Here is a 25,078-nt window from a genome sequence, read left to right on the forward strand (position 1 = left end):
ATGCAGGCGAGGGTTCAGCGACGGCGTTTCTGCGGCGGCACGCGGGCCCTGAACAGGGCGAGCGTGCGTGGCGGCAACTCGAACCCGGTGTTGTCGCCGTGATGCGCGCCGTGCCCGAGCCGGGGTTCGCTGCATACCAGCAGTTGCCAGCCCGCGGCGCCGTCGGTGGCGGGCAGCAGGAAGGACTCCGGCGCATCGCCCGCGTGCAGCAGCAGGAGCAGGCTGTACTTGGAGCCGACCTTGCGGTTCTCCGATTCCTCGGCGCGTCCTTCCAGCAGCATGCCGATGGTCTTGCGCTGCGCGTCGCGCCAGTCTGGTTCCTCCATGATGCCGCCCTCGGGGCGCAGCCAGGCGACGTCGCGGATGCCGGAGCGTTCGTCCTTGAGTCCGGTGAGGAAGTGCTTGCGCCGCAGCAGCGGGTAGCGGTTGCGGATGGCCAGCAGGCGCCGCACGTAGGCAGCCAGGTCGGCGCTCTCAGCCGCGGCCAGCCAGTCGATCCAGGTCAGGTCGTTGTCCTGTCCGTAGGCGTTGTTGTTGCCTTGCTGGCTGTGCGAGAACTCATCGCCCGCAAGCAGCATGGGCGTGCCCTGCGACAACAGCAGCGAGCCCAGCAGGTTGCGCTGCTGCCGCGAGCGCAAGGCGAGGATGGCGGGGTCCTGCGTCGCGCCTTCGTGGCCGTGGTTGCAGCTGTAGTTGTAGTCCGGCCCGTCGCGGTTTTCCTCGCCGTTGGCCTCGTTGTGCTTTTCGTCGTAGCTGACCAAGTCGTTCAAGGTGAATCCGTCATGCGCGGTGATGAAGTTGATCGATGCATAGGGTTTGCGGCCACGGCGGTTGAACAGGTCTGACGAGCCGGTGAGGCGCGTCGCCAGCTCCGGCAGGCGGCCTTCGTCGCCGCGCCAGAAGGCGCGCAGCGTGTCGCGGAAACGGTCGTTCCATTCCGCCCAGCCCGGCGGAAATCCGCCCATCTGGTAGCCGCCGGGGCCGAGGTCCCAGGGCTCGGCGATCAGCTTCACGCGGCTCAGCATGGGATCCTGGCCGCATACGTCCAGAAAGCCGCCGCCCTGGTCGAAGCCATGCCACTCGCGCCCGAGGATGGTGGCCAGGTCGAAGCGGAAGCCGTCCACGCGCATGTCGCCGGCCCAGTAGCGCAGCGAATCGGTGACCAGCTGCAGCACGCGCGGATGGCTGAGGTTGAGCGTGTTGCCGGTGCCGGTGTCGTTGATGTAGTAGCGCGGGTCGTCCGCCAGCCGGTAGTAGCTGGCGTTGTCGATGCCGCGCAGCGAGAGCGTGGGCCCGTTCTGGTTGCCTTCGGCGGTGTGGTTGTAGACCACGTCCAGCAGCACCTCCAGGCCCGCGTCGTGCAGGTGGGCCACCATCTCCTTGAACTCGTTGACGGTGGAGGTGGCCATGTAGCGCGGCTGCGGCGCGAAGAAGGCCAGCGTGTTGTAGCCCCAGTAATTGCGCAGCCCCAGGTCCAGCAGGTATTTGTCGTCGATGAAGGCATGCACCGGCATCAGCTCCACCGCCGTCATGCCCTGGCGGCGGATGTAATTGACCACCTCCTTCACCGCCATGCCGGCAAAGGTGCCGCGCAATTCCTCCGGCACGCGTGGGTGCCGCATGGTGTAGCCGCGCACGTGGGTTTCGTAGATGACGGTGCGGTCCCAGGGAATCATGGGCCGCCGTTCGCGTCCCCAGGTGAAGGCCGGATCGATCACCAGCGCCTTGGGCACGTAGCGCGCGCTGTCGCGTTCGTCGAAGCTCAGGTCGCCATCGGGATGGCCGATGACGTAGCCGAACAGCGCATCGTTCCAGATCAGTTCGCCCACCAGCTGCTTGGCGTAAGGGTCGATCAGCAGCTTGTGCGGATTGAAGCGATGGCCGGCCTCGGGATCGTACGGGCCGTGCACGCGGTAGCCGTTGCGCTGGCCGGGGCGTGCATCGGGCAGATAGCCGTGCCATACCTCGTCGGTGTGCTCGGGCAGGGCGAGGCGTTCGGTCTCGCGGCCCTGTTCGTCGAACAGGCAAAGCTCCACGCGCGTGGCGTGCGCGGAAAAGAGCGCGAAGTTCACGCCCAGGCCATCCCAGGTCGCGCCCAGCGGAAAAGGCATGCCCTCGCGGATGCGCGACGGCCGCCGGGCAGGCTGGGGCTCCGCGTCATGCACATCGATACCCGCCATCGGCGTCACTCCTTGTCCGGGTCTTTCAACGGCTGGCTGCCGGTGTCGGCGGTGTCCTCGCTGGCCTGGATAAGGCGCTCGGCCATCTTCCAGTGACGTTCTTCCTGCCCTTGCGGGCAGCCCTCCGATTCCCAGATGCGGTGCGCCATCTGGCGGATGCGTTCCTCGCGTTGCTTGGGGTCGGTCATGAATCCTCCGGTTGCGCATGCAGGACGGCGACGGGCCATTCGGCGAACAGCGTGCTTACGGGCCAGCCGCCTTCATCGTCCGGCGTGACGGCTTCGCTACTCAGCGCCGAGCGATAGCGCCACGAGCCGGGCAGGGCCGGCAGGCGCGTGCCTTGCCAGGCGACGGCTGGCACGCGCGGCACGGTGGCTGCGCTCATCCAGCGCATGCAGTGGCGAGGCACGGCCACCAGCAGCGCGTTGTCGCCATGCCGCCGCGCGAAGGCCAGCACGTGATCCGATGCCGCGCCCTGCGCCAGCCATGGCTGGTAGTCGCCTTGCCCGAACACCTGCGGCATCGCATGCCGCGCCGCGAGCAGACGCTGGATCAACACCTGTTTGATGGCGCCATCGCGGAATCGTTCAAGCCGTTCGCTGGTCGATGCCTCCACCGACAGGCTGCGATGCCGCGCTTCGTAGTCGACCGGTGCGCGGTTGTCCGGATCCACCAGCGACAGATCCCAGTAGTCGCATCCCTGATAGAGATCGGGCACGCCCGGCAAAGTGTGGCGCAAGGTCACGCTGACCAGTCCGTTGAGCGCACCGGCCGTATCCAGCTCGCGCGCCAGGCGATGCACGTCGTGCCGCACGTCGGCCAGCTCGTTCGCGTCGAACAGTCGCCGCACCAGTTCGGTCGCGGCACTTTCATAGGCTACCTGCGGGGACGTCCAATGCGTGTGCAGGCGTGCTTCACGCAGCGCCTTGATCCACCAGCGCTGGATACGCTCTTTATAGGCGGCTTCGCCGTCGCTGGCGGCATCCAGCGGCCACGCGCCGACCACGGTCTGCAGCAGCATCGCCAGGTCGCCTTTTGCCAGCACGGGCGCTGTTGCGTGGAGGCGCGGCATCCAGCGCGCCAGTGCGTTCGTCCAGCGCGCGGGCATTTCGCTGAGCGCGGCGAGACGCGCACGCACGTCCTCGCCGCGCTTGTGGTCGTGCGTGGCGGTGGCGGTCAGTGCGCGCGGCGCGATGGTGGCGCGCTGCTCCATGTCGTGATGGAAGCTGTCCGCGTCCATCGCGAAGCGCGCAGGGTCGCTGCCCACCTCGTTGCGCGACAGCCACACGCCATAGCGATAGAAGGCCGTGTCCTCCACCGCCTTGGCCGCGAGCGGCGCGGATAACTGCTCGAAGCGGCGACGCGCCTGCGCAACCCGTTCGGACGGCATTGCGTCGCCTTCGCCACGCCCAAGCAGCAGCGAGCGCAACCAGTGGCGCAGATCGGCGCCATCCGGATGGCCATGAACATCGGCCGCATCGAACGCCTGCGCCAGCATCCGGGCGTCCTGCGTGGACGGCGCCGCACCCACGGTATAGCTGCGATAGACCGGCAGCTCGGCCAGCACGTCGGCGCAGGCGCGTTCCAGCGCGGCGGGCGTGTAGTCGCCATGCTCCGGCGCCGATGCAAGGCAGTCCTGCAGGGCGCGCATGCAGCGGGTGAAATCGGCATGCAGGCCGCGATGCAGCCATTGCCGCCGGGCAAGCCGTTCCTCCAGCATGAACGATGTGGTTCGGCCGCTCAGCGAGCGCCAGCTGCGTCTGAGCGCAGGTGCGGACAAGGGGTCGTGCAGCACGGCGCCGATGCGATCCATCATCTCGTAGCCCGTGGTGCCGTCCGTGGGCCAATCCGTCGGCAGCTGCTCGTCGCCGCGCAGGATCTTTTCGACATGGAGGCTCGGGCGCATCGCATCCGCGCGCGGGGCCACGGCGGCATCCATCGCCTCGCGCAATCGCGAGAGATAGGCACGCGGATCGGCAAGGCCATCCACGTGGTCGATGCGCAGGCCATCGACAAGGCCCTCGGCCAGCCAGCGCAGCGGCAGCGCGTGCACGGCGTCGAACGCCTCATCGCAGGTCATGTCGAGCGCGACGAGGCCGTCGATGTCGAAGAAGCGCCGATAGTTCACCGCATCGCTGCTGCTGCGCCACCAGGCGAGGCGATACGGTTGCCGGCACAGCAGCTGCCGCAGGGCGGCGGCGTTTGCGCATGCTTCCGGAGGCGTGTCGTGCATGGCCAGCGGCAGCGTCCAGTCGTCGTGCACCAGCAGGGTTTCGCCGTCGCGTGGTTCGACGCGCAGTTCGCCCCGCGCAAGTACCTCGCTCAGCGGTGCGGTGAGCCAGGGCAGCCACACGCGGCCCGGCGAGGCGGGCGAGTCCCAGTCGATATCGAAATGGCGCGCGTAACGGCTGTGGCGTCCATGGCGCAGCACATCCCACCACCACGGGTTGCGCGCATCGGCGGCCATGTGGTTGGGCACGATGTCGAGGATGGCGCCCATGCCGTGATCGCGCAGCGCGGCGCCCAGCGCGCGCAGGCCGGCTTCGCCGCCGCGCTCCGGACACACCACGCCGGGATCGATGACGTCATAGCCATGCGTGGAGCCCGGCCGCGCACGGGCAATAGGTGAGAGATACAGGTGGCTGACACCTAGGCGCTGGTAATAGGGCACCTGGGCGGCAGCGGCATGCAGGTCGAAGCCGGCGTGCAGTTGCAGCCGCACCGTGGCGCGCAGTTCAGGCATGCGCGACCGCCTTGCGCTGGCGCGCCACCAGGCGCAACGAGGCGGCAAGTCGCGGGCGTCGCCAGTTCAGGCGGCGTCGCCAGTTGGGATGCTGGTGATGCAGCGTGCCCGGCAGGTTGGGTTGTTCGCGCTCGCCGAGCAGGTCTTCCAGCGGAAACAGGGCCAGCGGCGACGGGCTCGCCGCGACGGCGCGCAACGCGGCCTGCCGTGGCGTGCGTGCACGGAAGCGCGCCAGCATGCGATCGAGCTGGGCGATGTCCGCGGCGCGGCGCGATTTCGCGATGATCCGCTGCGGCTCGGGCCACTGCTGGATGCGCGACAACTGCTCGATATCGCATCCTTCCCGCCAGCCTTCCAGCGGCGGCAGGTCATGCGTGCTGCTCATGGCGACGGCATCGCTGCGCCAGCGCGACGGGTCGAGAAAGCGCCCCGGCGCATCGCGGCAGAACGGCAGCACGTCCATGCCCATGACGCCGCTGGCCGCCAGCGTGGCGCGCAGGTCGGGCGGCACGGTGCCCAGGTCCTCGCCGATCACCACGGCATGGCGCAGCCACGATTCCAGCGCGAGCAGGCCCAGCAGGTCGTGAAGCGGATAACGCACATAGCCGCCCTCGCGCGGCGAGCGACCCTCCGGCACCAACCAGACACGGGCCCAGCCCAGGATGTGGTCGATGCGCAGGCCGCCGCCGCGGCTCATCATCCGCGCGAGCAGATCGCGGATGGGCTGGTAGCCGCAACGTCGCAGTGCATGGGGCGCATAGGCGGCCAAACCCCAATCCTGGCCGTCGGGGTTGAAGGCATCGGGCGGTGCGCCCAGGCGCGCGCCGCTCACCACCAGATGCCGGTGCTGCCACGCCTCGCTGCCGGAAGGAGAGAAGCCGGCGGCAAGATCCCAGATCAGGCCGATCGCCTGGCCTTGCTCGCGCAGCCGGCGCTGCGTGTCGTCCCAGCATGCCGCGGTCAGCCACTGCGCGAAGCATTCCAGTTGCACGTCTTCGGCGTGCTCGCGCGCGAGGGCATCGAGATCGCCATGCAGATGGTGGCGCCATCGGCGCCAGTCGGTCGATTCGCCGCGCTCGCGCGCCTGGCGCTGCCTCACCACGAAGGCGGCGTGACGCGTCAGTGCCGGGCCACGGCGCTGCACGAAGAAATCCAGCTGACGGCGTATGTGCGCGGCGCGTCCCCAGCGCGTGAACAGGCTCTTCCACACCGACTGGCGCATCCGGTCCTGCGCGATCCAGTCGATCCGCGGCCGGCGCTCTTCGCGTGCCCAGGCCGCGGTCTGGCCGCTGTGTTCGAGCGCATCCTGGAACGCCTCGTTGCCGGTGATCTGGTACGGAGCCACCTGCAAGGTGTCGAGCCAGGCGCGATGCGAAGGCGAGTACGGGCTGAAATGAGCATCGATGGGCCCGTGCGCGTGCAGCGGGCTCAAGGCCACGGCGCTGCCGCCGGCCTCCGACACGCGCTGCCCGAGTTCGCACGCGGCGAGGCTGCCGCCCAGGCCGCCGTTGCCGTCGCTGCGCAAGCCGTAGACCTGCACGGCCACGCCCCAGCTTCGCGGTGCGTCGCAACCGGTGAGATCGGCGACGCTCCGGCAGCGCAACGGCGCGACGGCCAGCTGGCGATCCGCGCGACCCGGCATCGCCTGTGCGTAGTAGCCGGGTTGTTCCGGCGCCAGCGCGCGGCCATGCGTGTCCGTGATCAGCGGCACCTCGCGTCCGCTCTGCAGGTCGAACAACGATGTCGTGCTGGATGCGTCATCCAGCGGCATGCCCGCGCGCACGACATCGAGTCCTGCCGGCGCCTCCGCATCGTGATCCGCGAGCAGGTCCAGCAAGGCGGCCACGGTGTCGTCCGCCAGGGTACGCGCCGTGCCCTGGGCATCGACCCAATGCACTTCGATGCCCGCTTTCCGGGCGCGGCTGTGCAGCGTGTCTGCCGTCATGGGGAGGGCTCGTGCCAGGCGGCGAGGCTGGCCGGCGGCAGCGTTTCGGTGTCCTCGCTCACGCGCGCCGCTTCCAGGTGCACGCGGGTGGCGGAGCCGCCAGGATGGAAACGCAGCGCCTGCTCGCCGGCATTGAACGCCAGCGTCCACACGGAACCATCGCCAAGCCGCCAGCGTGCCGCCAGGGCGCGCGCGCCGAGGATGTCCGCGCCCAGCGCGCGGCTGTCGGCAAGCGCGGGCACCAGATGCTGCATGCGCAGCTCCATCAGGTGGCGGAACCAGCGACGCGTCGCCTGCGCATCGACGGTGTGCGCATCCGCGGGGCGCGAGGCCTCGAAGGTGGACAGCGCATTGGGGTCGGGTATCGCCGCGCGCCGCTCAGGGTCGGCAAAGCCCGAGAACGCGGCGAACTCGTTGCGCCGCCCGTCGCGCACCATGGCGGCGAGTTCGTCGTGGTAATCGGTGAAGTAGTAGAAGGGCGTGGCGCAGCCCCATTCGTCGCCCATGAAGAACAGCGGAACCATCGGGCAGAGCGCCACCAGCGCCATCGCCGCGCGCCAGCGGTCGCGGTCGATCAGCGCGATCAGCCGCTCGCCGAAAGGGCGGTTGCCGATCTGGTCGTGATTCTGCAGGAACAGCACGAACGCCGTGGGTGGAAGCCCGCCGCTGGGCTGGCCGCGCCGCCGGCCATGGCGGTCGCGCTGGCCCTGGAAGGCGAAGCCTTCGCCCAGCACGCGCACCAGTTGCGTCAACGGGCGCCGCGCGAAGTGGGCGTAGTAGCCCTCGTGCTCGCCGGTCAGCAGCACGTGCAGGGCGTTGTGGCCGTCGTCGTTCCATTGCGCGGTGTAGGGCGCGGGCAGCAGGCGCGCGTCGTTGTTCTCGTTCTCCAGCACCAGGTGCACATGCCGGCCGGATGGCACGCGGCAGCGAATCTCGTCGGCCAATTGCAGCAGGAACGACGCCGGGCGAATGGCGTGCACGGCGTCCAGGCGCAGGCCGTCCATGCGGTATTCGAGCAGCCACATCAGCGCGTTGTCGATGTAGAACCGCCGCACGCTGGCCTGACGGAAATCGATGGCGTCGCCCCAGGGCGTGCGCAGGTCGCTGCGGAAGAAGCGCGGCGCGTAACGCGGCAGCGCGTTGCCGCTGGGTCCCAGGTGGTTGTAGACCACGTCCAGCAGCACCATCAGGCCCAGCGCATGCGCCGCATCCACCAGCGCCTTGAGTTGCTCGGGCGTGCCGTAGCTGGCTTCGGGCGCATAGGGCAGCACGCCGTCGTAGCCCCAGTTGCGCTGGCCGGGAAACTCGCCGACCGGCATCAGTTCGATCGCCGTGTAGCCGGCGTCGCGCCATTCCGGCAGGCGTTGCCGCACGGCGTCGAAGCCGCCCAGCGCGCCGACGTGCACCTCGCATATTACGGCCTCGTGCCAGGGCCGGCCTTGCCAATCGTCGTGTTGCCAGCGGTAACCCTGTGGATCGACCACGACGCTGGGGCCATCCACGTCGCCTTGCTGCGCGCGCGAGGCGGGATCGGGAACTTCGACGCCATCGACGCGGAAGCGATACGCCGTTCCCGCGCGCGCGTCCGTCCGGCACGCATGCACGCCATGGCCGATGGCGCGCATGGAACCCACGTCGTTGCCGGTGACGAGCATGACCTCGCCGGCAGCCGGCGCCCACAGGCGAAATTCCACATGGCCATCGGACAGCGGCGCGGCGCCCCAGCATGCCCTGGCCATCAGGCGTCCTCCGCGCGCAGAATCAGGGTGGAAAGCGGCGGCAGCAGCAAGGCCAGCGATTGCCCGTGGCCATGCAGCGGTTGCGGCCCGGTGTGCACGATGCCGCCGTTGCCGAGGTTGGAGCCGCCGTAGAAGGCGCTGTCGGTATTGCACAGCTCGCGCCAGCGGCCGGCTTCGGGCACGCCCAGGCGATAGTCCATGCGCGGCTCCGGCGTGAAATTGCTCACCACCAGCACGGGCGGCGCGCCGTCTTTTCCGTGACGCACGAAGGCGTACACCGATTGCAGATGGTCGTCGGCCACGATCCATTGGAACGCTTCGGCGGCGTCGTCTGCCTCGTGGAGCGCGGGCTCGTTGACCAGCACGCGATTGAGATCGGCCACCAGCTGGCGCACGCCCTCGTGCATGGGGTCGTCGCGCAGCCGCCAGTCCAGCGTGTCGTCGTGGTTCCATTCGTTCCACGCCGCCAGTTCGCCGCCCATGAACAGCAGCTTCTTGCCTGGGTGCCCCCACATGAAGCCGTAATAGGCGCGCAGGTTGGCGAAGCGCTGCCAGCGGTCGCCGGGCATGCGCTGCAGCAGCGAGCCCTTGCCGTGAACCACTTCGTCATGGGAAAGCGGCAGGATGAAGCGCTCGCTGTGCGCGTACGTCATGCCAAAGGTCATGTCGTGATGGTGGAAGCGCCGGTGGATCGGGTCGCGCTGCATGTAGTGCAGCGTGTCGTGCATCCACCCCATGTTCCACTTGTGGCTGAAGCCGAGCCCGCCGTGCTCCGCCGGCGCGGTCACGCCGGCCCACGCGGTGGATTCCTCGGCGATGACGAGTGCGCCGGGGTAGTGCTCGTTCACCCTTCGGTTCAGTTCCCGCAGCAGGCCGATGGCCTCGAAGTTCTCCCTGCCGCCGAGATGATTGGGCACCCACTGGCCATCGTCGCGGCTGTAGTCGCGATAGAGCATGCTCGCCACCGCGTCGATGCGCAGGCCATCCACGTGGAAACGCTCCAGCCAGGTCAGCGCGCTGCCGATCAGGTACTGCGCCACCTCGCGGCGGCCGTAGTTGTAGATCAGCGTGTGCCAGTCATGATGAAAGCCCTCGCGCGGGTCGGCGTGCTCGTACAGCGCCGTGCCGTCGAAACGCACCAGCCCATGCGCATCGTCGGGAAAATGCGCGCCCACCCAATCCACGATCACGCCGATGCCGGCCACGTGGCAGGTGTCCACGAAGCGCGCGAAGGCGGCCGGGCTGCCCAGCCGCGAGGTGGGCGCATACATGCCCAACGGCTGATAGCCCCAGGAGCCGCCAAAGGGATGCTCGCTCACCGGCAACAGCTCGATGTGGGTGAAGCCAAGCTCCTGCACGTAGGGCACCAGCGTATCGGCGAGCGCATTCCAGTCCGTATCGCGGCCAACCGCATGCTGCCAGGAAGGCGCATGCACTTCGTAGATGGAAATGGGTGCTGCCGGGCCCTGGCTTTGCTGTCGGCGCGCCATCCAGTGCGTGTCGTGCCATTTGATGCGCGAGGGATCGGCCACCACCGATGCCGAGGCAGGCGGCCGCTCCATCTGCTGGGCGTACGGGTCGGCCTTGAGCGGCAGCAGGTGTCCGCGGCGATCGAGCAGCTCGTACTTGTAGCGGGCGCCGGTTTCGACGCCGGGCACGAAGATCTCCCACACGCCGGCCTGGTGGCGCAGTCGCATCACATGCCGGCGGCCATCCCAGCCGTTGAAGTCGCCGACCACGGAAACGCGCTTCGCGTTGGGCGCCCACACCGCGAACCGCACGCCATCGACGCCCTCGATCGACATCACGTGGGCGCCGAGTACCTGTTCGGGATGAATCAGCTGGCCCTGATGAAACGCCTGCAACGTCGCGTCATCGAGCAGGGTAGGGAAGGCGTAGGCGTCGCGGCAGCGCTGCATGTGCCCGGGCCATTGCACGCGCAGCACGTAGTGCCCCGGCGGATGCGTGCCTTCCGCCACGAAGATGCCGGGGGGACGTTCGCGCGCCGTCGCCCATTCGCTGCCGTCCTGGCATTCGACGATGACCTTGCGCGCGCCGGGCAGGCATGCGCGCACCACCCAGCGGTCGCCATGCCGGTGCGGACCCAGCCAGGCGAACGGATCGGTGTGTTGGCCTTCGGCCAGGTGGGCCAGTTTCGACGCTTCGGTGCTCGCTTCGGATGTCATGGCGGTTGCGGAGCCCAACGCCATGGTCAGGCCGCCGCCGGTTGCGCCATGGCCCTTCCGTACAACGCGCTGTACTTCCGCGCCGAGTGCTCCCAGCCGTGCTTGAGCGCCATCGCGGCGTGGCGCATGGCGCTCATCAGCTCCGGCTCGTCATGGATGCGGAAGGCGCGCGCCAATGCCTTGCGCAGCTCCGATGCGCACGAGTCGGCAAACAGCAGGCCGGTGACGCCATCCTCGATGGTGTCGACCAAGCCGCCCGTGGCGTGCGCAATCGGCAGGCTGCCATAGGCCTGGGCGTACATCTGGCTGAGGCCGCAGGGTTCGAAACGCGAAGGCATCAGCAGGAAATCGGAACCGGCGAACATGCGTCGCGCCACCGCCTCGGTAAAGCCGATATGGGCCGCGATGCGTCCGGGGAAGCGCCGCGCCAGCCGCCGCACGGCCGCTTCCATGTCCGCGTCGCCGCAGCCGATCAAGGCGAGCTGGCCGCCGGCGCGCACGATCTGCGCGCCCACCTCGCACACCAGGTCGATGCCCTTTTGCGCCACCATGCGCGCCACGAAGGCAAACAGCGGACCCTTGTGTGGCTCCAGTCCCATCTCGGCGCACAGCGCCAGGCGCGCGAGTCGGCGAATGCTGTCGGGGTCGCGATCCGGGGCGAGCGGAAGCGCGGGGTCGCGCTCGATGTTCCAGCTGTCGTCGATGCCATTGACGATGCCCACCAGCCGGCCCTGCGACGCGCGACGATGCAGCATGGCGTGCATGCCCATGCCTTGCGACGCCTGCGTGATCTGCTGCGCGTAATGCCCGCTCACCGTGGTGAGCATGTCGGCCTGCAGCAGGCCCGCGCGCAGGAACGAAAGCTGGCCGTGGTAATCCGCATCGCCCGCCCAGGACGGAATGCCCAGGCTTTCCTTGAGTTCCAGCGGAAACAGGCCCTGGTGCGCCAGGTTGTGAATGGTCAGCAGGCAGGGCGTGGCGTAGCCGTGCCAGCGCAGGTAGGACGGCGCCAGCGCGGTGGGCCAATCGTTGAGATGCAGCAGGTCAGGGCGCCAGCCCAGCCCGGCGCTGCCCGCGCCGATCTGCGCCGCGGCCATGGACAGCAGCGCGAAGCGCACGGCGTTGTCGCCCCAGTCTTCGCCGCTGGGAGACAGGTAAGGCGAGCCCACGCGCTCGAACAAGGATGTTTCCCGCACCACGTAGATGCCCAGGCCATCCTCCGTGCAACCGCGGCCGATGCGCGCGGCCGGCAGGCCCGCGACCGGGCGCGTCCAGCCTTCCCAGCGCAGGCCGCGGATATTTTCCAGCACCGACGGATATCCCGGGACCAGCACGCGCACGTCGTGCCAGCGGGACAGCGCGCGCGGCAGCGCGGCGGCGACGTCGCCAAGTCCGCCCGTCTTGACGAAGTCGGCGATTTCCGTGGTGACGAAAAGCGCGGACGAGCCACCGCGACGCACGTCGGCGATGGGGCTGGCGCGAAGCGCCGGGCTTCGCCGCGCGGCGCTCCGGTCGGGTCGCGTGGAACGCGTGAGTAGGGCCTGTTTCATCGAAGAGTTCTCGCGCCGGCAGTCGTGTCCTGCGGGCTGTCGGTGATTGCGTGGGCGAAACGCGATGCGGCTTTTGGCATGCAGCGCTGATGAGCCACGTTAGGAATCGGCGCATCAACGACGCGTCGAAAAGATGTACACGCATGGCGATTTCTTCGCCTTCGCCGAAGGCATCCGCGCGGCGCAGTGTCAACGCGAACGTGTCGCGAAGCGTGCGCCCTGGCGATGCGCATGCCGATGCTGGTCACGCGAGCGAAGCCTTTGCGCTGCCCGCATGAAGACGACATGACAGGCACGGCATATTCACATCTGCCTGACGCGGCCATGGCTGTAGTTCAGCGACAGCAACGGAACAACCCGGTGAAGGCATGGCAAGACCCAAACGCGGACCTGGCGCAGGCTCGGTGATCATGATCGACGACGACGAGGTCCTTGCGCGGGCTGCCGGCGATTACCTGGAGATACAGCAGTACAGCGTGGACTACGCGTATGACGGCATCACCGGATTCCATCTCGCCGGAAGCAATGAGTACGACGCCATCATCCTCGACGGCTCCATGCCGGGCATGGACGGCATCGAGGTATGCCGGCGCCTGCGGCGCGAGAACAAGAGCTCCGCGCCCATCCTCATGCTCACCGCCCGCTCCGATCTGGACGAGAAGGTGAAGGCGTTCGACGCCGGCGCCGACGACTACCTCTGCAAGCCTTTCGACCTGCGCGAGCTCAACGGGCGTCTCAAGGCCCTGATACGGCGCGCACGCCAGCGGGTGTCGCAGAACGTGCTGCGCGTGGCGGACCTGGAATTCGACACCGGTACGCTGATCGTGCGCCGCGCCGGCCAGTCGATCACGCTCACGCCGGTCGCGCTGCGCATCCTGGAGGTGCTGATGCGCGAATCGCCCAAGCTGGTGACGCGCCAGCGCATCGAGCACGAGGTATGGGGCGAGAACCTGCCGGATTCGGATACCTTGCGATCCCACCTTTACGCACTTCGCTGCGCCATCGACAAGCCGTTCGGCCGGCCGCTGCTGCACACCATGGCCTCGTACGGCTATAGGCTTTGCGATCTGTCGAACTAGAGTTTCGACGCGATCCGCGTTGCCTCATCTTGTGTTGAATAGGCAAGCGGACGCGACCATGCGCGGCTAACGACACGGCCCGCGCGCTTTCACAAACATGCAGACACGTTTCATGGCGGTCTGACGCCGGGCCTCACGGCGATTGGTCAAGCTGCTCCCGTGATCGCGATGCGCACCGCGATCGCACTCCTTTCCCCGGGTGCGCTTGAGGTAACGACATGGCTAACACGAACCAGGGCAATCGCGGTGGCGATCACGCCTCCCACGAGCAGCACGTCAAGGCTGGCCAGCAGAGCCACAAGAACGACGACAACAAGCAGGCGGGCTCCAGCCAGGAATCCGGCGGGCAGCGCGGCGGAAGCCACGAGCAGCATGTAAAGGCAGGCCAGCAGAGTCACAAGAACGACTGACTTCTGAACCACTGACTTTCGGGCGGCTCCGCGGAGCCGCCTCGTCTTTTTTCGCCAGCAGACGGCGTTGCGTTCAACCCGGATCCACCGTATGTCACGCGCACTCGACCGGATATGCATCAACGCCCTGCGTTGCCTGTCGATCGACATGGTGCAGAGGGCCAACAGCGGGCATCCCGGCCTGCCGCTCGGCGCGGCGCCAATGGCTTACGTGCTGTGGACGCGCTGGCTGAAGTTCCATCCGGGCAATCCGCAATGGTTCGACCGGGATCGTTTCGTGCTGTCCGCTGGACATGGCTCCGCACTGCTCTACAGCCTGCTGTACCTGACCGGTTATGCGCTGACCCTCGACGACCTCAAGTCGTTCAGGCAGTGGGGCAGCCGCACGCCCGGGCATCCGGAGCGCGGTCACACGCCGGGCGTGGAAGTCACCACGGGACCGCTGGGGCAGGGCATGGCGAACGCCGTGGGCATGGCGATGGCGGAGGCGCAGTTGGCCGCCCGCTACAACCGCGCGGGCCACGCCGTGATCGACCACTGCACCTACGCCCTGGTCAGCGATGGCGACCTGATGGAAGGCGTCGCCGCCGAGGCGGCCTCGCTGGCCGGGCATCTCAGGCTCGGCAAGCTGATCTGCCTTTACGACGACAACGCCGTGACGCTTTCCGCCGGCACGGACATGGTGTTTTCCGAAGACACGCGACGGCGATTCGAGGCCTATGGCTGGCACACCGTTCGCGTGCGTGATGGCAACGACATCGCCGCGATCGATGCCGCGCTTGAGGTCGCACGCGCGAAGCATGGGCGGCCCAGCCTGATTATCGTGCGCACCCATCTGGGTTATGGATCGCCCGAGCAGGACAAGTTCAAGGCGCACGGCTCACCGCTCGGCGCGGAGGGCGTGCGAAGGACGAAGATGAAACTGGGCTGGCCGCTGAAGCCCGATTTCTGGGTACCCGACGAAGCGCTGGATCACTTTCGCCAGTCGCTGGCGCGCGGCGCGGAGTGGGAGTCGTCATGGCAGGCCAGAATGAGCGCCTACGCCGATGCGTTTCCCGCGCTGCATGAAGAGTTGCAGTCCTTGCTGCGCGGCGAACTCGCTGAGTCGTGGGACGCGGATATCCCTTCGTTCTCGGCCGATGCCAAGGGCATGGCCACGCGCGAGGCGTCCAGCAAGGTGGTGAACGCCTTCGTCGCACGGACGCCCGAACTCACCGGCGGCTCCGCCGATCTGGATCCTTCCACCAAGACGACATTGAACGGGCAGGGCGACTTCAATCCACCGTCCACGAAGGCGGCGGACCAACAGGGCTCGGATGCGGCGGGCTGGTCGTATCGGGGTCGCAACCTGCATTTCGGCGTGCGCGAACACGCCATGGCCGCCATCGTCAACGGAATCGCCGCGCATGGTGGCCTGGTGCCGTTCGGGTCCACCTTCCTGATCTTCTCCGACTACATGCGCCCGCCGATACGGCTGGCGGCGCTGATGGGCCTGCACGTCATCCACGTCTTTACCCACGACAGCATCGGCCTGGGCGAGGACGGTCCCACGCACCAGCCGGTGGAGCAGCTGGCCAACCTGCGCGCCATTCCACGCCTCATCACCATCCGTCCTGCCGACGCCAACGAAGTGGCGGTGGCATGGCGCGTCGCCATGGAAACGCGCGAGCAGCCGGTGGCTCTCGTGCTCACTCGGCAGAACGTACCCACCCTGGATCGGGAGCAGCTTGCCTCCGCGGATGGTTTGCGCCGTGGCGCCTACGTGCTGCGCGATGCACCCGACGGCACGCCGCAACTGATCCTTGTCGCTTCGGGTTCCGAGGTCTGCCTGATCGTCGAGGCGGCGGAACGGCTGCAGGAGGACGGCGTGGCCGTGCGCTGCGTGTCCATGCCGAGCTGGGAACTGTTCGAGTCGCTGCCGCAGTCCGAACGCGACGAGGTGCTGCCTCCCTCCGTGCCCGCGCGCCTGGCCGTTGAACTGAGCGTGCGCCAGGGCTGGGACCGATACATCGGCCCCGCCGGTGACATGCTCGGCATCGAGCGCTTCGGCGCGTCCGCCCCTGCGGATGTGCTGCTGAAGGCCTATGGCTTTACCGTGGATGCGATCTGCGACAGGGCCAGGGCCTTGCTGGAGGCGCGATAAGGCTGGGCTGCCGTTGTGACGGCGTGTCGCCTCAAGGCGGCGCGGTCGGGAACCACAGCGTGAAGCGCGTCGTGCCACTGGGCTCGCTTTCCGCCGTCACGCGCCCGCCGTGAAGGTCCAGGATGCTGCGCACGATCGACAGGCCCAATCCCGCGGAGTGGGCCGAATCGCCGCGCGCGCGGTCGACGCGGTAGAAGCGGTCGAACAGCTTGTCCAGGTGCTCCGGGGCGATGCCGTCGCCCGGGTTTTCGACCAGGATGCGTATCGCCCCTGGTGCTTCCTCCACCCGCACGTCGATGGCATGGTGTCGCGGGGTGTAGCGCAGGGCGTTGGAAAGCAGGTTGCCCACGGCGCGGCGGAAAAGATCGCGATCCGCCAGCAGGCGCGCATGACCGGCGACGCGGATGTCCACCTCGGCATCGGCCGCGATGCCCTCGAAGTAATCGCCGATGAGCTGCAGCTCGTCGCCCACGTCGAACACGCTGCGCTGCAGGGCAAACTGGGGGCTCTCCGCCCGCGCCAGGAAAAGCACGTTCTCGATCATGCGGCTGACGCGGTCGCACTCCTCGATGTTGGAGCCGAGCAGGGCCTGGTATTCCTCCGAGGTGCGCGGCCGCGTCAGGGCCACTTCGTTGGTGCCGCGCAGGTTGCCGATGGGGGTGCGCAAGTCGTGGGCCAGGTCCACGGTGAATCGCCATACGCGCGAGAAGCCTTCCTCCAGCCGGGAAAGCATGTCGTTGAGCGTGGCAGTCAACGCATGCAATTCCGGCGGCGCGTTGCTCGCCGACAGCCGCGTGCCCAGGTTGTGGGCCGATATGGTGGCCGCCTGGCCGGCCAGTGTTCTCAGCGGCCGCAGCGCCTGCCGGATCAGCAGATAGCCCAGCAGGATGGCCGCAGCCATGCCGGCGAGAAGACGGCGCACCATGTCGCGCTGGTAGTGCCGCAACAGCAACTGCCGATCGGCCAGCGAGCGGGCGACGATGATGGTGATGAGCGTGCCGTCCTGCAGTTTCCCGGCGGCGGCCATGCCGCGCACGGTATCGCCGTGCGTATCGCGTAACGACTCGAGCATGGTGGGCACGAGTCGCTGGTCGGGCGCGATGGTGTCCGGAAAGGCGAGGGGAAGATGCAGCGGGTTGTGGTCGACCAGGGTTTGTCCGTCGCTGCCGGTGATGCGCAGTGCGTTGCTGGCGTCGCCCAGCACGCTGATCACCAGGCGATCCTGATGCGCCACCAGGTCCGGCAAGGCGGCGAACTCGCCCGCCAGCCGGCGCAGGTGGCGCGCGGACAGCACAAGATTCGTTTCGTCCTGCTCGATGATGCGCTGCGATGCGGCCTTGAACAGCAGCACACCCACCAGGGCGAAGCTCGTCGTCGTCACCAGCGTGAAAATAAGGGTGAGCCGCGCGGTGAGCGAAAGCGTGCGCATCACGCGTCCTCGCGCTCGTCGTCCAGCACGTAGCCCATGCCGCGCACGGTGTGGATGAGCTTGACGCCGTAACCCTCGTCCACCTTCGCGCGCAGCCGCCGGATGGCGACCTCGACCACGTTGGTGTCGCTGTCGAAATTCATGTCCCAGACGTAGGAGGCGATCTGCGCGCGGCTCAGCACCTCGCCGCGGCGCCTCGCCAACAGTTGCAGCAGGGAGAATTCGCGCGGCGTCAGGTCGATGCGCTGTCCGTTCCGGCGCACGCGGCGGCGCACGGCATCGATCTCCAGGTCGCCGATGCGCATGTGTTCGATGTCCCGCGGCGGTCCACGGCGGAGCAGGGTGCGGATGCGTGCCAGCAGTTCGACGAAGGCAAATGGCTTGACCAGATAGTCGTCGCCGCCCAGCTCCAGGCCGCGTACGCGTTCCTCCAGCTCATCGACGGCGGTGAGCAAGAGCACAGGTACGTCCTTCTTCTCGCGCAACCGCCGCAGCACTTCCCAGCCATCCATGCCCGGCAGCATGACGTCGAGGACGAGCAGATCGTAATCCTCCTCCAGCGCCTGGTGGAGGCCGTCGATGCCATTGGCGACCACGTCCACGGTAAAGCCGGATTCCTCGAGTCCCTTCTTCAGGTACTCGCCGGCCTTCTTCTCGTCTTCGATCACCAGCAGGCGCATGGGGCCTCCCGTATTGCCTGGGCCGGATCATAGCCGCACGGCCCGGCGGAGCGTGATTACAGAATCGTCAGGAACCTGTCAGGGCCCGGCAAGCGCCCAAAACATAGGCTTTGCCGCGACCTGTCCTGGTGGTGGCGAGGTGACTCATGTGGATCGTTCAACTGGCGCTACGGCGGCCTTACACCTTCATTGTCGTGGCGCTGCTGCTCGCGGTGCTGGGGCCGTTGATGGTGCTGCGCACGCCGACCGACATCTTTCCCAACATCAACATTCCGGTGCTGAGCATCGTGTGGTCGTACAACGGCTTCTCCGCCGACGACATGGCCAACCGCATCACCACGCCCTATGAGCGCGCGCTGACCTCGGACGTGGACAACATCGAGCACGTGGAATCGCAGACGGTCAATGGCGTCGCCGTCATCAAGGTCTATTTCCACGAGGGCGCGGACATCAACCGCGCGATTGCCGAGGCGTCCGCCAATGCGCAGTCGATCCTGCGCGTTCTGCCGCCTGGGACGCTGCCGCCGCTGGTGATCTCGTACAACGCCTCGACCGTACCCATTCTGCAACTGGCGCTGTCCAGCCATTCGCTGCCCGAGCAGCAGCTGTACGACCTGGGCAACAACTTCATACGCACGCAGCTGGCGACGGTGCAGGGCGCGGCGATTCCGCTGCCGTTCGGCGGCAAGGTGCGCCAGATCATGGTGGACATCGACCCCAAGGCGTTGCAGGCGCATGGCCTGTCGCCGCTGGACGTGGTCAATGCGGTCAACGCGCAGAACCTGATCCTGCCGGGCGGCACGGCCAAGATCGGCGCGCTCGAGTACAACGTCAACCTCAACGCCAGCCCGACCTCGGTGGATGCGCTCAACCTGATGCCGGTCAAGGCCGACAGCGGCGGCGTGACCTATCTGCGCGACGTGGCCACCGTGCGCGACGGCTATGCGCCGCAGACCAATATCGTGCGAGTGGACGGTACGCGCTCGGCCTTGCTGCAGGTGGAGAAGTCGGGCGACGCCTCGACCCTGGACATCATCGGCAACGTCAAGAGCCTGCTGCCGAAGATCGCCGCCGGGCTTCCCAAGGCGCTCGACATCAAGCCCGTGTCGGACCAGTCGGTGTTCGTGAGCTCGGCGGTGCAGGGCGTCGTGCGCGAGGGCCTGATCGCGGCGGGACTCACGGCGCTGATGATCCTGCTGTTCCTGGGCAGCTGGCGCTCCACGCTCATCATCGCGATCACCATTCCCTTGTCGGTCATCACGTCGTTGATGGTGCTTTCGGCGCTCGGGCAGACCATCAACATCATGACGCTGGGCGGGCTCGCGCTGGCGGTCGGCATCCTGGTGGACGATGCGACGGTGGCCATCGAGGCGATCAGCCACCAGCGCGACCTGGGCAAGGACTTGAAGGACGCCATCCTCGATGCCTCGGGCCAGATCGCCGTGCCGACGCTGGTGTCCACGCTGTCGATCTGCATTGTCTTCCTGCCGATGTTCCTGCTCTCCGGCGTCGCGCGCTATCTCTTCGTGCCGCTGGCGGAGGCCGTGGTATTTGCCATGCTGGCCTCGTATTTCTTCTCGCGCACGCTGATCCCGACGCTGGCGATGTACATCCTGCGCAGCGAGCGCGCCGCCACTGCAGGCAGCACGCGCTGGCGGGGCGTCCGCCGCTTCCAGCAGCGCTTCGACCAGGGTTTCGAGCGGCTGCACGGCCGCTACCAGCTGGCCCTGCGCAGCGTGCTGGCGCATCCGCGCCGCATGGCGGTGGTCTTTGCGCTGGTCTGCGCCGGCTCACTGTCGCTGGTGCCGCTGCTGGGTCAGGACTTCTTCCCCACCTCCGACACCGGCGAGATCCGCCTGCACATGCGCGCGAAGACCGGCACGCGCATCGAGCAGACCGCGCGCCTGGTGGATCAGGTGGAGCAGGGCGTGCGCTCGGTGATTCCGGCCACGGAGCTGTCCGGCGTGCTCGACAACATCGGCCTGCCGGTGAGCGGCATCAACATGACGTATGACTCCTCCCTGCCGGTGGGTTCGGCGGATGCGGACATCCTGATCACACTGAAAGCCGATCATCGCCCGACGGCGGACTATGTCACCGCGCTGCGCCTGCGCCTGAACCACGATTTCCCCGGCGTGACGTTCTCCTTCCTTCCTGCGGACATCATCAGCCAGACGCTGGATTTCGGCCTGCCGTCGCCCATCGACGTCCAGGTGGTGGGCAACGACAAGGCGGGCAACCGCAAGGTGGCGGAGCAGTTGCTGGCCAGCCTGCGCCATGTGGATGGCGTGGTGGATCCGCGCATCCAGCAGCCCGACGATGCCCCGTCGATCAATGTGGACGTGGATCGCACCAAGGCGATCCAAGCGGGTTTCCAGCAGCGCACCATCGCGCAGGATCTGCTGATCGCGCTGTCTGGCAGCTCGCAGACGTCGGCCAATTTCTGGCTGAATCCCAAGAACGGCGTGAGCTATCCGCTGGCGACGGAGGCTCCGCAATACGACATCGACTCGCTGCAGGCGTTGAGCAACATTCCGTTGTCCACGAGCGGCGCGGGCGTTGCGCAGGGCATTCCGCCCATTCTCGGTTCGCTGAGCACGCTGAGCCGCGCCACGCAGGACGCCGTGGTGTCCCACTACAACGTGCAGCCGGTGATCGACATCTTCGCCGGCGTGCAGGGGCGCGACCTGGGCGCCGTGGCGGCGGACGTGGACCAGCTGGTGGCGAAAGCGCGTGCGTCGCTCCCTGCTGGATCCAGCCTGGTGGTGCGTGGCGAAGTGCAGACCATGCACGCGTCGTTCCAGGGCTTGATGCTGGGGCTGATCCTGGCGGTGCTGCTGGTCTACGCGCTGATGGTGATCAATTTCCAGTCGTGGATGGACCCGCTGATCATCATCAGCGGCCTGCCGGGCGCCATGGCCGGCATGGCATGGATGCTGTTCGTGACGCGCACCACGATCAGCGTGCCCGCGCTGACCGGCGCCATCATGTGCATCGGCATCGCCACGGCCAACAGCATCCTGGTGGTGAGTTTCGCGCGCGATCGACTGGCGGAAGGGGCCACGCCGTTGCGCGCAGCCTTCGATGCGGGAAAGACCCGCTTCCGCCCGGTCCTGATGACCGCGCTGGCCATGCTGATCGGCATGCTGCCGATGGCGTTGGGCCTGGGCGACGGCGGCGAGCAGAACGCACCGCTGGGACGTGCGGTGATCGGCGGCCTGCTGTTCGGCACGGTGGCCACCCTGGTGTTCGTGCCGGTGGCGTTCTCGGCCGTCCATGCATGGCTGGCCCGTCGCGCGCGCCACGCCGTTCCGCTCCTTCCTTCCCACGATCCGGTGTCCTGACGGAGAGCCATCATGTCCTTCTTCCATTTCGTGCCCGGCAAGTCACGCCTCGCGCTCGCCATTCCCTTCATTGCCGTCGGAGCGGCGCTGGCCGTCGGCGGATTGCCACGGCTTTCCGCCCGCACTCTGGTCAACCGGCAGACGGCGGCGCTGAGCGTGCCCACCGTGGCGACAGTGATGCCGGAGCGTGCTACGGGTAATGGCACGCTGGTGGTGCCCGGCGACATCCAGGCTTTCCAGGAGGCCAATATCTATGCGCGGACCAGTGGCTACCTGGGGCAGTGGTTCTTCGACATCGGCTCCCACGTGCACAAGGGCGACCTGCTGGCGCGCATTGATGCACCGGAAGTCGATGCGCAGCTGGCGCAGGCGCAGGCCGATGCGGCCACGGCGTCCGCCAATTACCAAATTGCCAAGGTAACGGCGGCGCGCTGGCAGGAGATGTTGAAGAGCAACGCCGTCTCGCAGCAATCCAGCGAAGAGAACGTAAGCAGCATGAAGGCCCGGCAGGCCACGCTGGCCGCCGCCCAGGCCAACGTCAGCCGGCTGCAACAGCTGCAATCGTTCGAGAAGGTCTACGCGCCCTTCGACGGCACGCTCACCGTGCGCAACGTCGACGTGGGCGCGCTGATCGACGCCGGCAACGGTGGCGCGCCGGCGGCGCTGTTCCGGCTGGTGGAAACGGATCGCATGCGGGTGTTCGTGAACGTGCCGCAGGACGACGCCGCGGCGATTGCCGTCGGCGCGGAAGCGACATTGGCATTGCCGCAATATCCGGGCCGCATCTTCAAGGGCACGGTGGCGCGCACGTCGGGTGCCATCGATCCGGTGAGCCGCACGCTGCGCGTGGAAGTGGACTTGCCCAATCCCGATGGTGCGTTGCTCCCCGGCGCCTTCGTACAGGTAAGCCTGTCGTTGGATGCCGGCGCGGGGCAGGTGTCGCTGCCCGCGAACGCGCTGCTGTTCCGGCCGTCCGGCGTGCAGGTGGCGACCGTCGACGGCAAGAACCAGGTGCGGCTAGTGCCTGTCACGCTGGGGCGCGACTTCGGCACGCGCGTGGAAATCCGCACGGGATTGCACGGCGATGAGAAGGTCATCGTCAATCCCGGGGATGCCATCGCCAATGGGCAGCGCGTGCAGGTCAATCCACAACCCTTGAACGCGGCTTGAGCCTGGAGGACAGGGACATGCAAATGACGTTTACTTCGCAGCTTGCGCGTGGATGCGCCCTGGCGCTCGCGCTTGCACTGATGGCGGGCTGCTCGACCGGGCCTGCGTATGTGCGGCCATCGATGGACGTGCCGAATCAATTCAAGGAAGCCGATCGCCTGGCGCCCGGCTGGACACCGGCCCAACCGGCGGATGCCGCGATACGCGGCGCGTGGTGGCAGCTGTTCGGCGATATCACCTTGAACGGGCTCGAGGCGCGGGTGGACGCCGGCAACCAGGACATCGCCAAGGCCGTGGCCGCCCTGGAGCAGGCGAAGGCCGAGGCGGGCGTGGCGCGCTCGGCTTACTACCCCACGATCACCGCAGGCGTGGCGGCCAATCGCAACCACACCTCGCAGAATGTCGTCGGCCGTTCCCTGGCTGGAAAAACCGTGTCCGACTTCAGCGGCGGGCTGGACGTGTCGTGGGAGCCCGACCTGTTCGGGCGCATCCGTCATCAGGTGGATGCGGCGACGGCGCGCTACCAGGCCAGCCATGCGGACCTGGCTTCGGTGCGACTGGCGATGCATGCGGAGCTTGCGCTGGACTACGTCGACCTGCGCAATGCGGACGCGCAGGCCGCGCTGCTGCAGCAGACGGTGGATGACTACCGCCATGCACGCGATCTGGTGCAGGTGCGCGTCAAGGGCGGCATCGCCTCCCGGTCGGATCTTGCGGAAGCGGAAACGCAGTTGCAGATGGCGCAGGCGCAGTGGGTCGATCTCGGCGAAAGCCGCGCGCACTACGAACATGCCATCGCCACGCTGGTGGGCGTGCCTCCGTCTGCGCTGAACCTGCCGGCATCCACCGCGCCGATGGCATTGCCTGCCTTGCCCGTGGGCGTGCCATCGACCTTGTTGCAGCGACGGCCCGACATCGCAGCGGCGGAGCGCCGCGTCGCCGCCGCCAATGCGGATGTGGGCGAGGCGACCTCCGCGTTCTTTCCTGACCTGCTGCTGTCGGCCACCGGCGGTTTCGAGGCATCGAACTTTGCGCAGTGGGCCGCGCTGCCCAGCCGGTTCTGGGCCATCGGCCCCGCGCTGGTGGGCACGATTTTCGATGGCGGCCGTCGCAAGCAGCAGCTCAAGTCGGCGCAGGCGAAAGAGGATGCGGCCGCGGCGGACTATCGGCAGACCGTGCTGACGGCCTTCCAGGACGTGGAAGACAACCTCGCTTCGCTGCGCGTGCTATCCGACGAGGCCAGTGTCCAGCAACGCGCCGTCGACGCCGCGCACCAGGCGGAAGTGCTCGCCATGACCCGCTACAAGGCCGGCGCCACCGATTATCTGGAGGTCGTGACGACGCAAGGCACCAGCCTCGCGCAGCGCCGCGCCTATGACGACCTGACGCGGCGGCAACTGGAAAGCAGCATCCGCCTGATCAAGGGCCTGGGTGGCGGTTGGCAGGGCGGCGATATGCCCATGACGGCGGCAGCCGGCTCGAGGATGAAGCCGCCGGTGGACGGCTAATCAGCGCTGTCGGGCGCACCTGAAGACCGCGGCCCGTTGGCGTATTCCCGTGATGAGCCGGAAAGACCTTTACGTTCCTTCCTCGCATGGGCCACCGCATTGTGAGGATGAAGGCTCTCCTCGTGGACGATGCGTATGTGAAAGTCGGCGATGCTGTCGTCCGCATCGAGCGCGTGCTGGACGCGCCGGGCGGCGTCCTCGCAGAACATCAGGTTGCGTCCGTTGGCCAGGGCGAAGGCCTGTTCGTCCTGGCGTTTGACGATCGTCTGCACCGGCGTCCCGAGCGACGCCTCGATGCGATCAATCAGCGCAGCCACATCCCACGCCGCGCCGCGAGCCGGGCGGATCCATACATGGGCGACACTGCGTTGCGCATGCGGTGTGGCGGGCATGCCCAGTTCGCTGCCCAGCCAGGCGGACGCGGCGCTGCCGGATATCTGGGCCGATGAAGAGAAATGCGCGTCGAAGTGCTGCCGGGCGACCTGTCTGGCGAGTGCCGCGGACGCGGGGCAGGTAGAGGAATAGGTGACGGTGGTGGCTACCGTGACGTCCAGGCCGCGAGGGCCCAGCGTGCCTTCGATGGTGACGGGATAGACGCGCCACCCGTGATGATCGCTGCGCAATGCCTTGCGGCGCAGCGCCTGCTCGAAACGCAGGCGCAGGCGGGCGCGGTCGGCCAGCTCGTGATGCGATTGCAGGAAGGCTTGCAGCAGTTGCTCCAGCGCGTGGGTATCGAAGGGCGTATCGCCCAGGTACTCATCGATGAGGCGATACAGCCGCGACATGTGGATGCCCCGCTGATCGTCGCGGAACAGGTTGACGAAGGCATCGACGTGGCCGATGACCTGCTGCGTCGAGCCATGGCCGGTGGCGACGCGCATGGGTATGAGGATGTCTTCCATGCCCACCCATGCCAGCGGTCCACTGGACGCGGAATCGGCGGCGACGTCGGGCATGAGGGAGAGCGGTTCG

At 67.7% G+C, this 25,078-nt stretch carries 16 protein-coding genes; 6 read left to right on the plus strand and 10 right to left on the minus strand.

Going from position 1 to position 25,078, the window contains the following annotated elements:
• Positions 1–14: 14 nt before the first annotated feature.
• The 7 genes from glgX to glgA are packed head-to-tail and all read right to left on the minus strand — an operon-like array spanning position 15 to position 12,343.
• On the minus strand, positions 15–2,180 hold the full coding sequence (gene glgX / locus BDW41_RS16550; RefSeq protein WP_074549189.1) for a glycogen debranching protein GlgX: 2,166 nt from the start codon (positions 2,178–2,180) through the stop codon (positions 15–17).
• Positions 2,181–2,185: 5 nt separating this feature from the next.
• On the minus strand, positions 2,186–2,368 hold the full coding sequence (locus BDW41_RS16555; RefSeq protein WP_074549187.1) for a DUF2934 domain-containing protein: 183 nt from the start codon (positions 2,366–2,368) through the stop codon (positions 2,186–2,188).
• Complete coding sequence (gene treY / locus BDW41_RS16560) at positions 2,365–4,923, minus strand: malto-oligosyltrehalose synthase (protein WP_074549185.1); 2,559 nt, start codon at positions 4,921–4,923, stop codon at positions 2,365–2,367. Before treY ends, BDW41_RS16555 begins: the two co-directional genes overlap by 4 nt.
• Entirely contained in the window at positions 4,916–6,868 is a 1,953-nt protein-coding gene (gene malQ, locus BDW41_RS16565) for a 4-alpha-glucanotransferase (protein WP_074549183.1), read from the minus strand. The genes treY and malQ overlap by 8 nt, the downstream gene beginning before the upstream one ends.
• A complete protein-coding gene (gene treZ / locus BDW41_RS16570) occupies positions 6,865–8,607 on the minus strand; it encodes a malto-oligosyltrehalose trehalohydrolase (RefSeq protein ID WP_074549181.1) in 1,743 nt (580 codons plus the stop codon). Before treZ ends, malQ begins: the two co-directional genes overlap by 4 nt.
• Positions 8,607–10,793 carry a 1,4-alpha-glucan branching protein GlgB gene (gene glgB, locus BDW41_RS16575; RefSeq protein ID WP_074549367.1) on the minus strand — a complete coding sequence of 729 codons (2,187 nt, stop codon included), beginning with the start codon at positions 10,791–10,793 and terminating at the stop codon, positions 8,607–8,609. Before glgB ends, treZ begins: the two co-directional genes overlap by 1 nt.
• 26 nt (positions 10,794–10,819) lie before the next feature.
• Positions 10,820–12,343, minus strand: coding sequence for a glycogen synthase GlgA (gene glgA / locus BDW41_RS16580; protein ID WP_074549179.1), 1,524 nt, complete (start codon positions 12,341–12,343; stop codon positions 10,820–10,822).
• A 368-nt stretch (positions 12,344–12,711) separates the two neighbouring features.
• Between glgA and BDW41_RS16585 the strand changes: the two genes are divergently transcribed.
• From BDW41_RS16585 to tkt, 3 genes are all read left to right on the plus strand, one after another.
• The gene (locus BDW41_RS16585) at positions 12,712–13,422 is read left to right on the plus strand and encodes a response regulator transcription factor (protein ID WP_074549177.1); all 711 of its coding nucleotides are present in this window, start codon (positions 12,712–12,714) and stop codon (positions 13,420–13,422) included.
• 218 nt (positions 13,423–13,640) lie between these two features.
• A complete protein-coding gene (locus BDW41_RS16590) occupies positions 13,641–13,832 on the plus strand; it encodes a hypothetical protein (protein WP_074549175.1) in 192 nt (63 codons plus the stop codon).
• 91 nt (positions 13,833–13,923) lie between these two features.
• Complete coding sequence (gene tkt, locus BDW41_RS16595; RefSeq protein ID WP_074549173.1) at positions 13,924–15,975, plus strand: transketolase; 2,052 nt, start codon at positions 13,924–13,926, stop codon at positions 15,973–15,975.
• Between the two features lie 31 nt (positions 15,976–16,006).
• Here tkt and BDW41_RS16600 read toward each other — a convergent pair whose 3' ends face one another.
• Together BDW41_RS16600 and BDW41_RS16605 are read right to left on the minus strand one after the other, a co-directional pair.
• Positions 16,007–17,404, minus strand: a complete 1,398-nt coding sequence (locus tag BDW41_RS16600; protein ID WP_074549171.1) for a heavy metal sensor histidine kinase — start codon at positions 17,402–17,404, stop codon at positions 16,007–16,009.
• A complete protein-coding gene (locus BDW41_RS16605; RefSeq protein ID WP_074549169.1) occupies positions 17,404–18,084 on the minus strand; it encodes a heavy metal response regulator transcription factor in 681 nt (226 codons plus the stop codon). The genes BDW41_RS16600 and BDW41_RS16605 overlap by 1 nt, the downstream gene beginning before the upstream one ends.
• A gap of 146 nt (positions 18,085–18,230) precedes the next feature.
• Between BDW41_RS16605 and BDW41_RS16610 the strand changes: the two genes are divergently transcribed.
• Genes BDW41_RS16610 through BDW41_RS16620 form a run of 3 tightly spaced genes read left to right on the plus strand, consistent with a single transcriptional unit; the run spans position 18,231 to position 24,106 of the window.
• The gene (locus BDW41_RS16610; RefSeq protein ID WP_074549167.1) at positions 18,231–21,428 is read left to right on the plus strand and encodes an efflux RND transporter permease subunit; all 3,198 of its coding nucleotides are present in this window, start codon (positions 18,231–18,233) and stop codon (positions 21,426–21,428) included.
• Between the two features lie 12 nt (positions 21,429–21,440).
• Complete coding sequence (locus tag BDW41_RS16615; protein ID WP_074549165.1) at positions 21,441–22,598, plus strand: efflux RND transporter periplasmic adaptor subunit; 1,158 nt, start codon at positions 21,441–21,443, stop codon at positions 22,596–22,598.
• 17 nt (positions 22,599–22,615) lie between these two features.
• A complete protein-coding gene (locus BDW41_RS16620; RefSeq protein ID WP_074549163.1) occupies positions 22,616–24,106 on the plus strand; it encodes an efflux transporter outer membrane subunit in 1,491 nt (496 codons plus the stop codon).
• On the opposite strand, the gene folE2 is transcribed toward BDW41_RS16620, so the two are convergent.
• The gene (gene folE2 / locus BDW41_RS16625; RefSeq protein WP_074549366.1) at positions 24,103–25,062 is read right to left on the minus strand and encodes a GTP cyclohydrolase FolE2; all 960 of its coding nucleotides are present in this window, start codon (positions 25,060–25,062) and stop codon (positions 24,103–24,105) included. The genes BDW41_RS16620 and folE2 overlap by 4 nt on opposite strands.
• Positions 25,063–25,078 lie beyond the last annotated feature (16 nt).

The sequence above is a fragment of the Dyella sp. AtDHG13 genome, from assembly GCF_003201105.1.
Lineage (GTDB): Bacteria > Pseudomonadota > Gammaproteobacteria > Xanthomonadales > Rhodanobacteraceae > Dyella > Dyella jiangningensis_B.

Coding starts and splice junctions, on each gene's coding strand:
- BDW41_RS16585 (WP_074549177.1), top strand. CDS start 12,712: ATGGCAAGACCCAAACGCGGACCTGGCGCAGGCTCGGTGATCATGATC.
- BDW41_RS16620 (WP_074549163.1), top strand. CDS start 22,616: ATGCAAATGACGTTTACTTCGCAGCTTGCGCGTGGATGCGCCCTGGCG.
- glgA (WP_074549179.1), bottom strand. CDS start 12,343: ATGAAACAGGCCCTACTCACGCGTTCCACGCGACCCGACCGGAGCGCC.
- BDW41_RS16605 (WP_074549169.1), bottom strand. CDS start 18,084: ATGCGCCTGCTGGTGATCGAAGACGAGAAGAAGGCCGGCGAGTACCTG.
- BDW41_RS16590 (WP_074549175.1), top strand. CDS start 13,641: ATGGCTAACACGAACCAGGGCAATCGCGGTGGCGATCACGCCTCCCAC.
- treZ (WP_074549181.1), bottom strand. CDS start 8,607: ATGGCCAGGGCATGCTGGGGCGCCGCGCCGCTGTCCGATGGCCATGTG.
- BDW41_RS16615 (WP_074549165.1), top strand. CDS start 21,441: ATGTCCTTCTTCCATTTCGTGCCCGGCAAGTCACGCCTCGCGCTCGCC.
- glgX (WP_074549189.1), bottom strand. CDS start 2,180: ATGGCGGGTATCGATGTGCATGACGCGGAGCCCCAGCCTGCCCGGCGG.
- glgB (WP_074549367.1), bottom strand. CDS start 10,793: ATGACATCCGAAGCGAGCACCGAAGCGTCGAAACTGGCCCACCTGGCC.
- folE2 (WP_074549366.1), bottom strand. CDS start 25,062: ATGCCCGACGTCGCCGCCGATTCCGCGTCCAGTGGACCGCTGGCATGG.
- treY (WP_074549185.1), bottom strand. CDS start 4,923: ATGCCTGAACTGCGCGCCACGGTGCGGCTGCAACTGCACGCCGGCTTC.
- BDW41_RS16610 (WP_074549167.1), top strand. CDS start 18,231: ATGTGGATCGTTCAACTGGCGCTACGGCGGCCTTACACCTTCATTGTC.
- malQ (WP_074549183.1), bottom strand. CDS start 6,868: ATGACGGCAGACACGCTGCACAGCCGCGCCCGGAAAGCGGGCATCGAA.
- BDW41_RS16555 (WP_074549187.1), bottom strand. CDS start 2,368: ATGACCGACCCCAAGCAACGCGAGGAACGCATCCGCCAGATGGCGCAC.
- tkt (WP_074549173.1), top strand. CDS start 13,924: ATGTCACGCGCACTCGACCGGATATGCATCAACGCCCTGCGTTGCCTG.
- BDW41_RS16600 (WP_074549171.1), bottom strand. CDS start 17,404: ATGCGCACGCTTTCGCTCACCGCGCGGCTCACCCTTATTTTCACGCTG.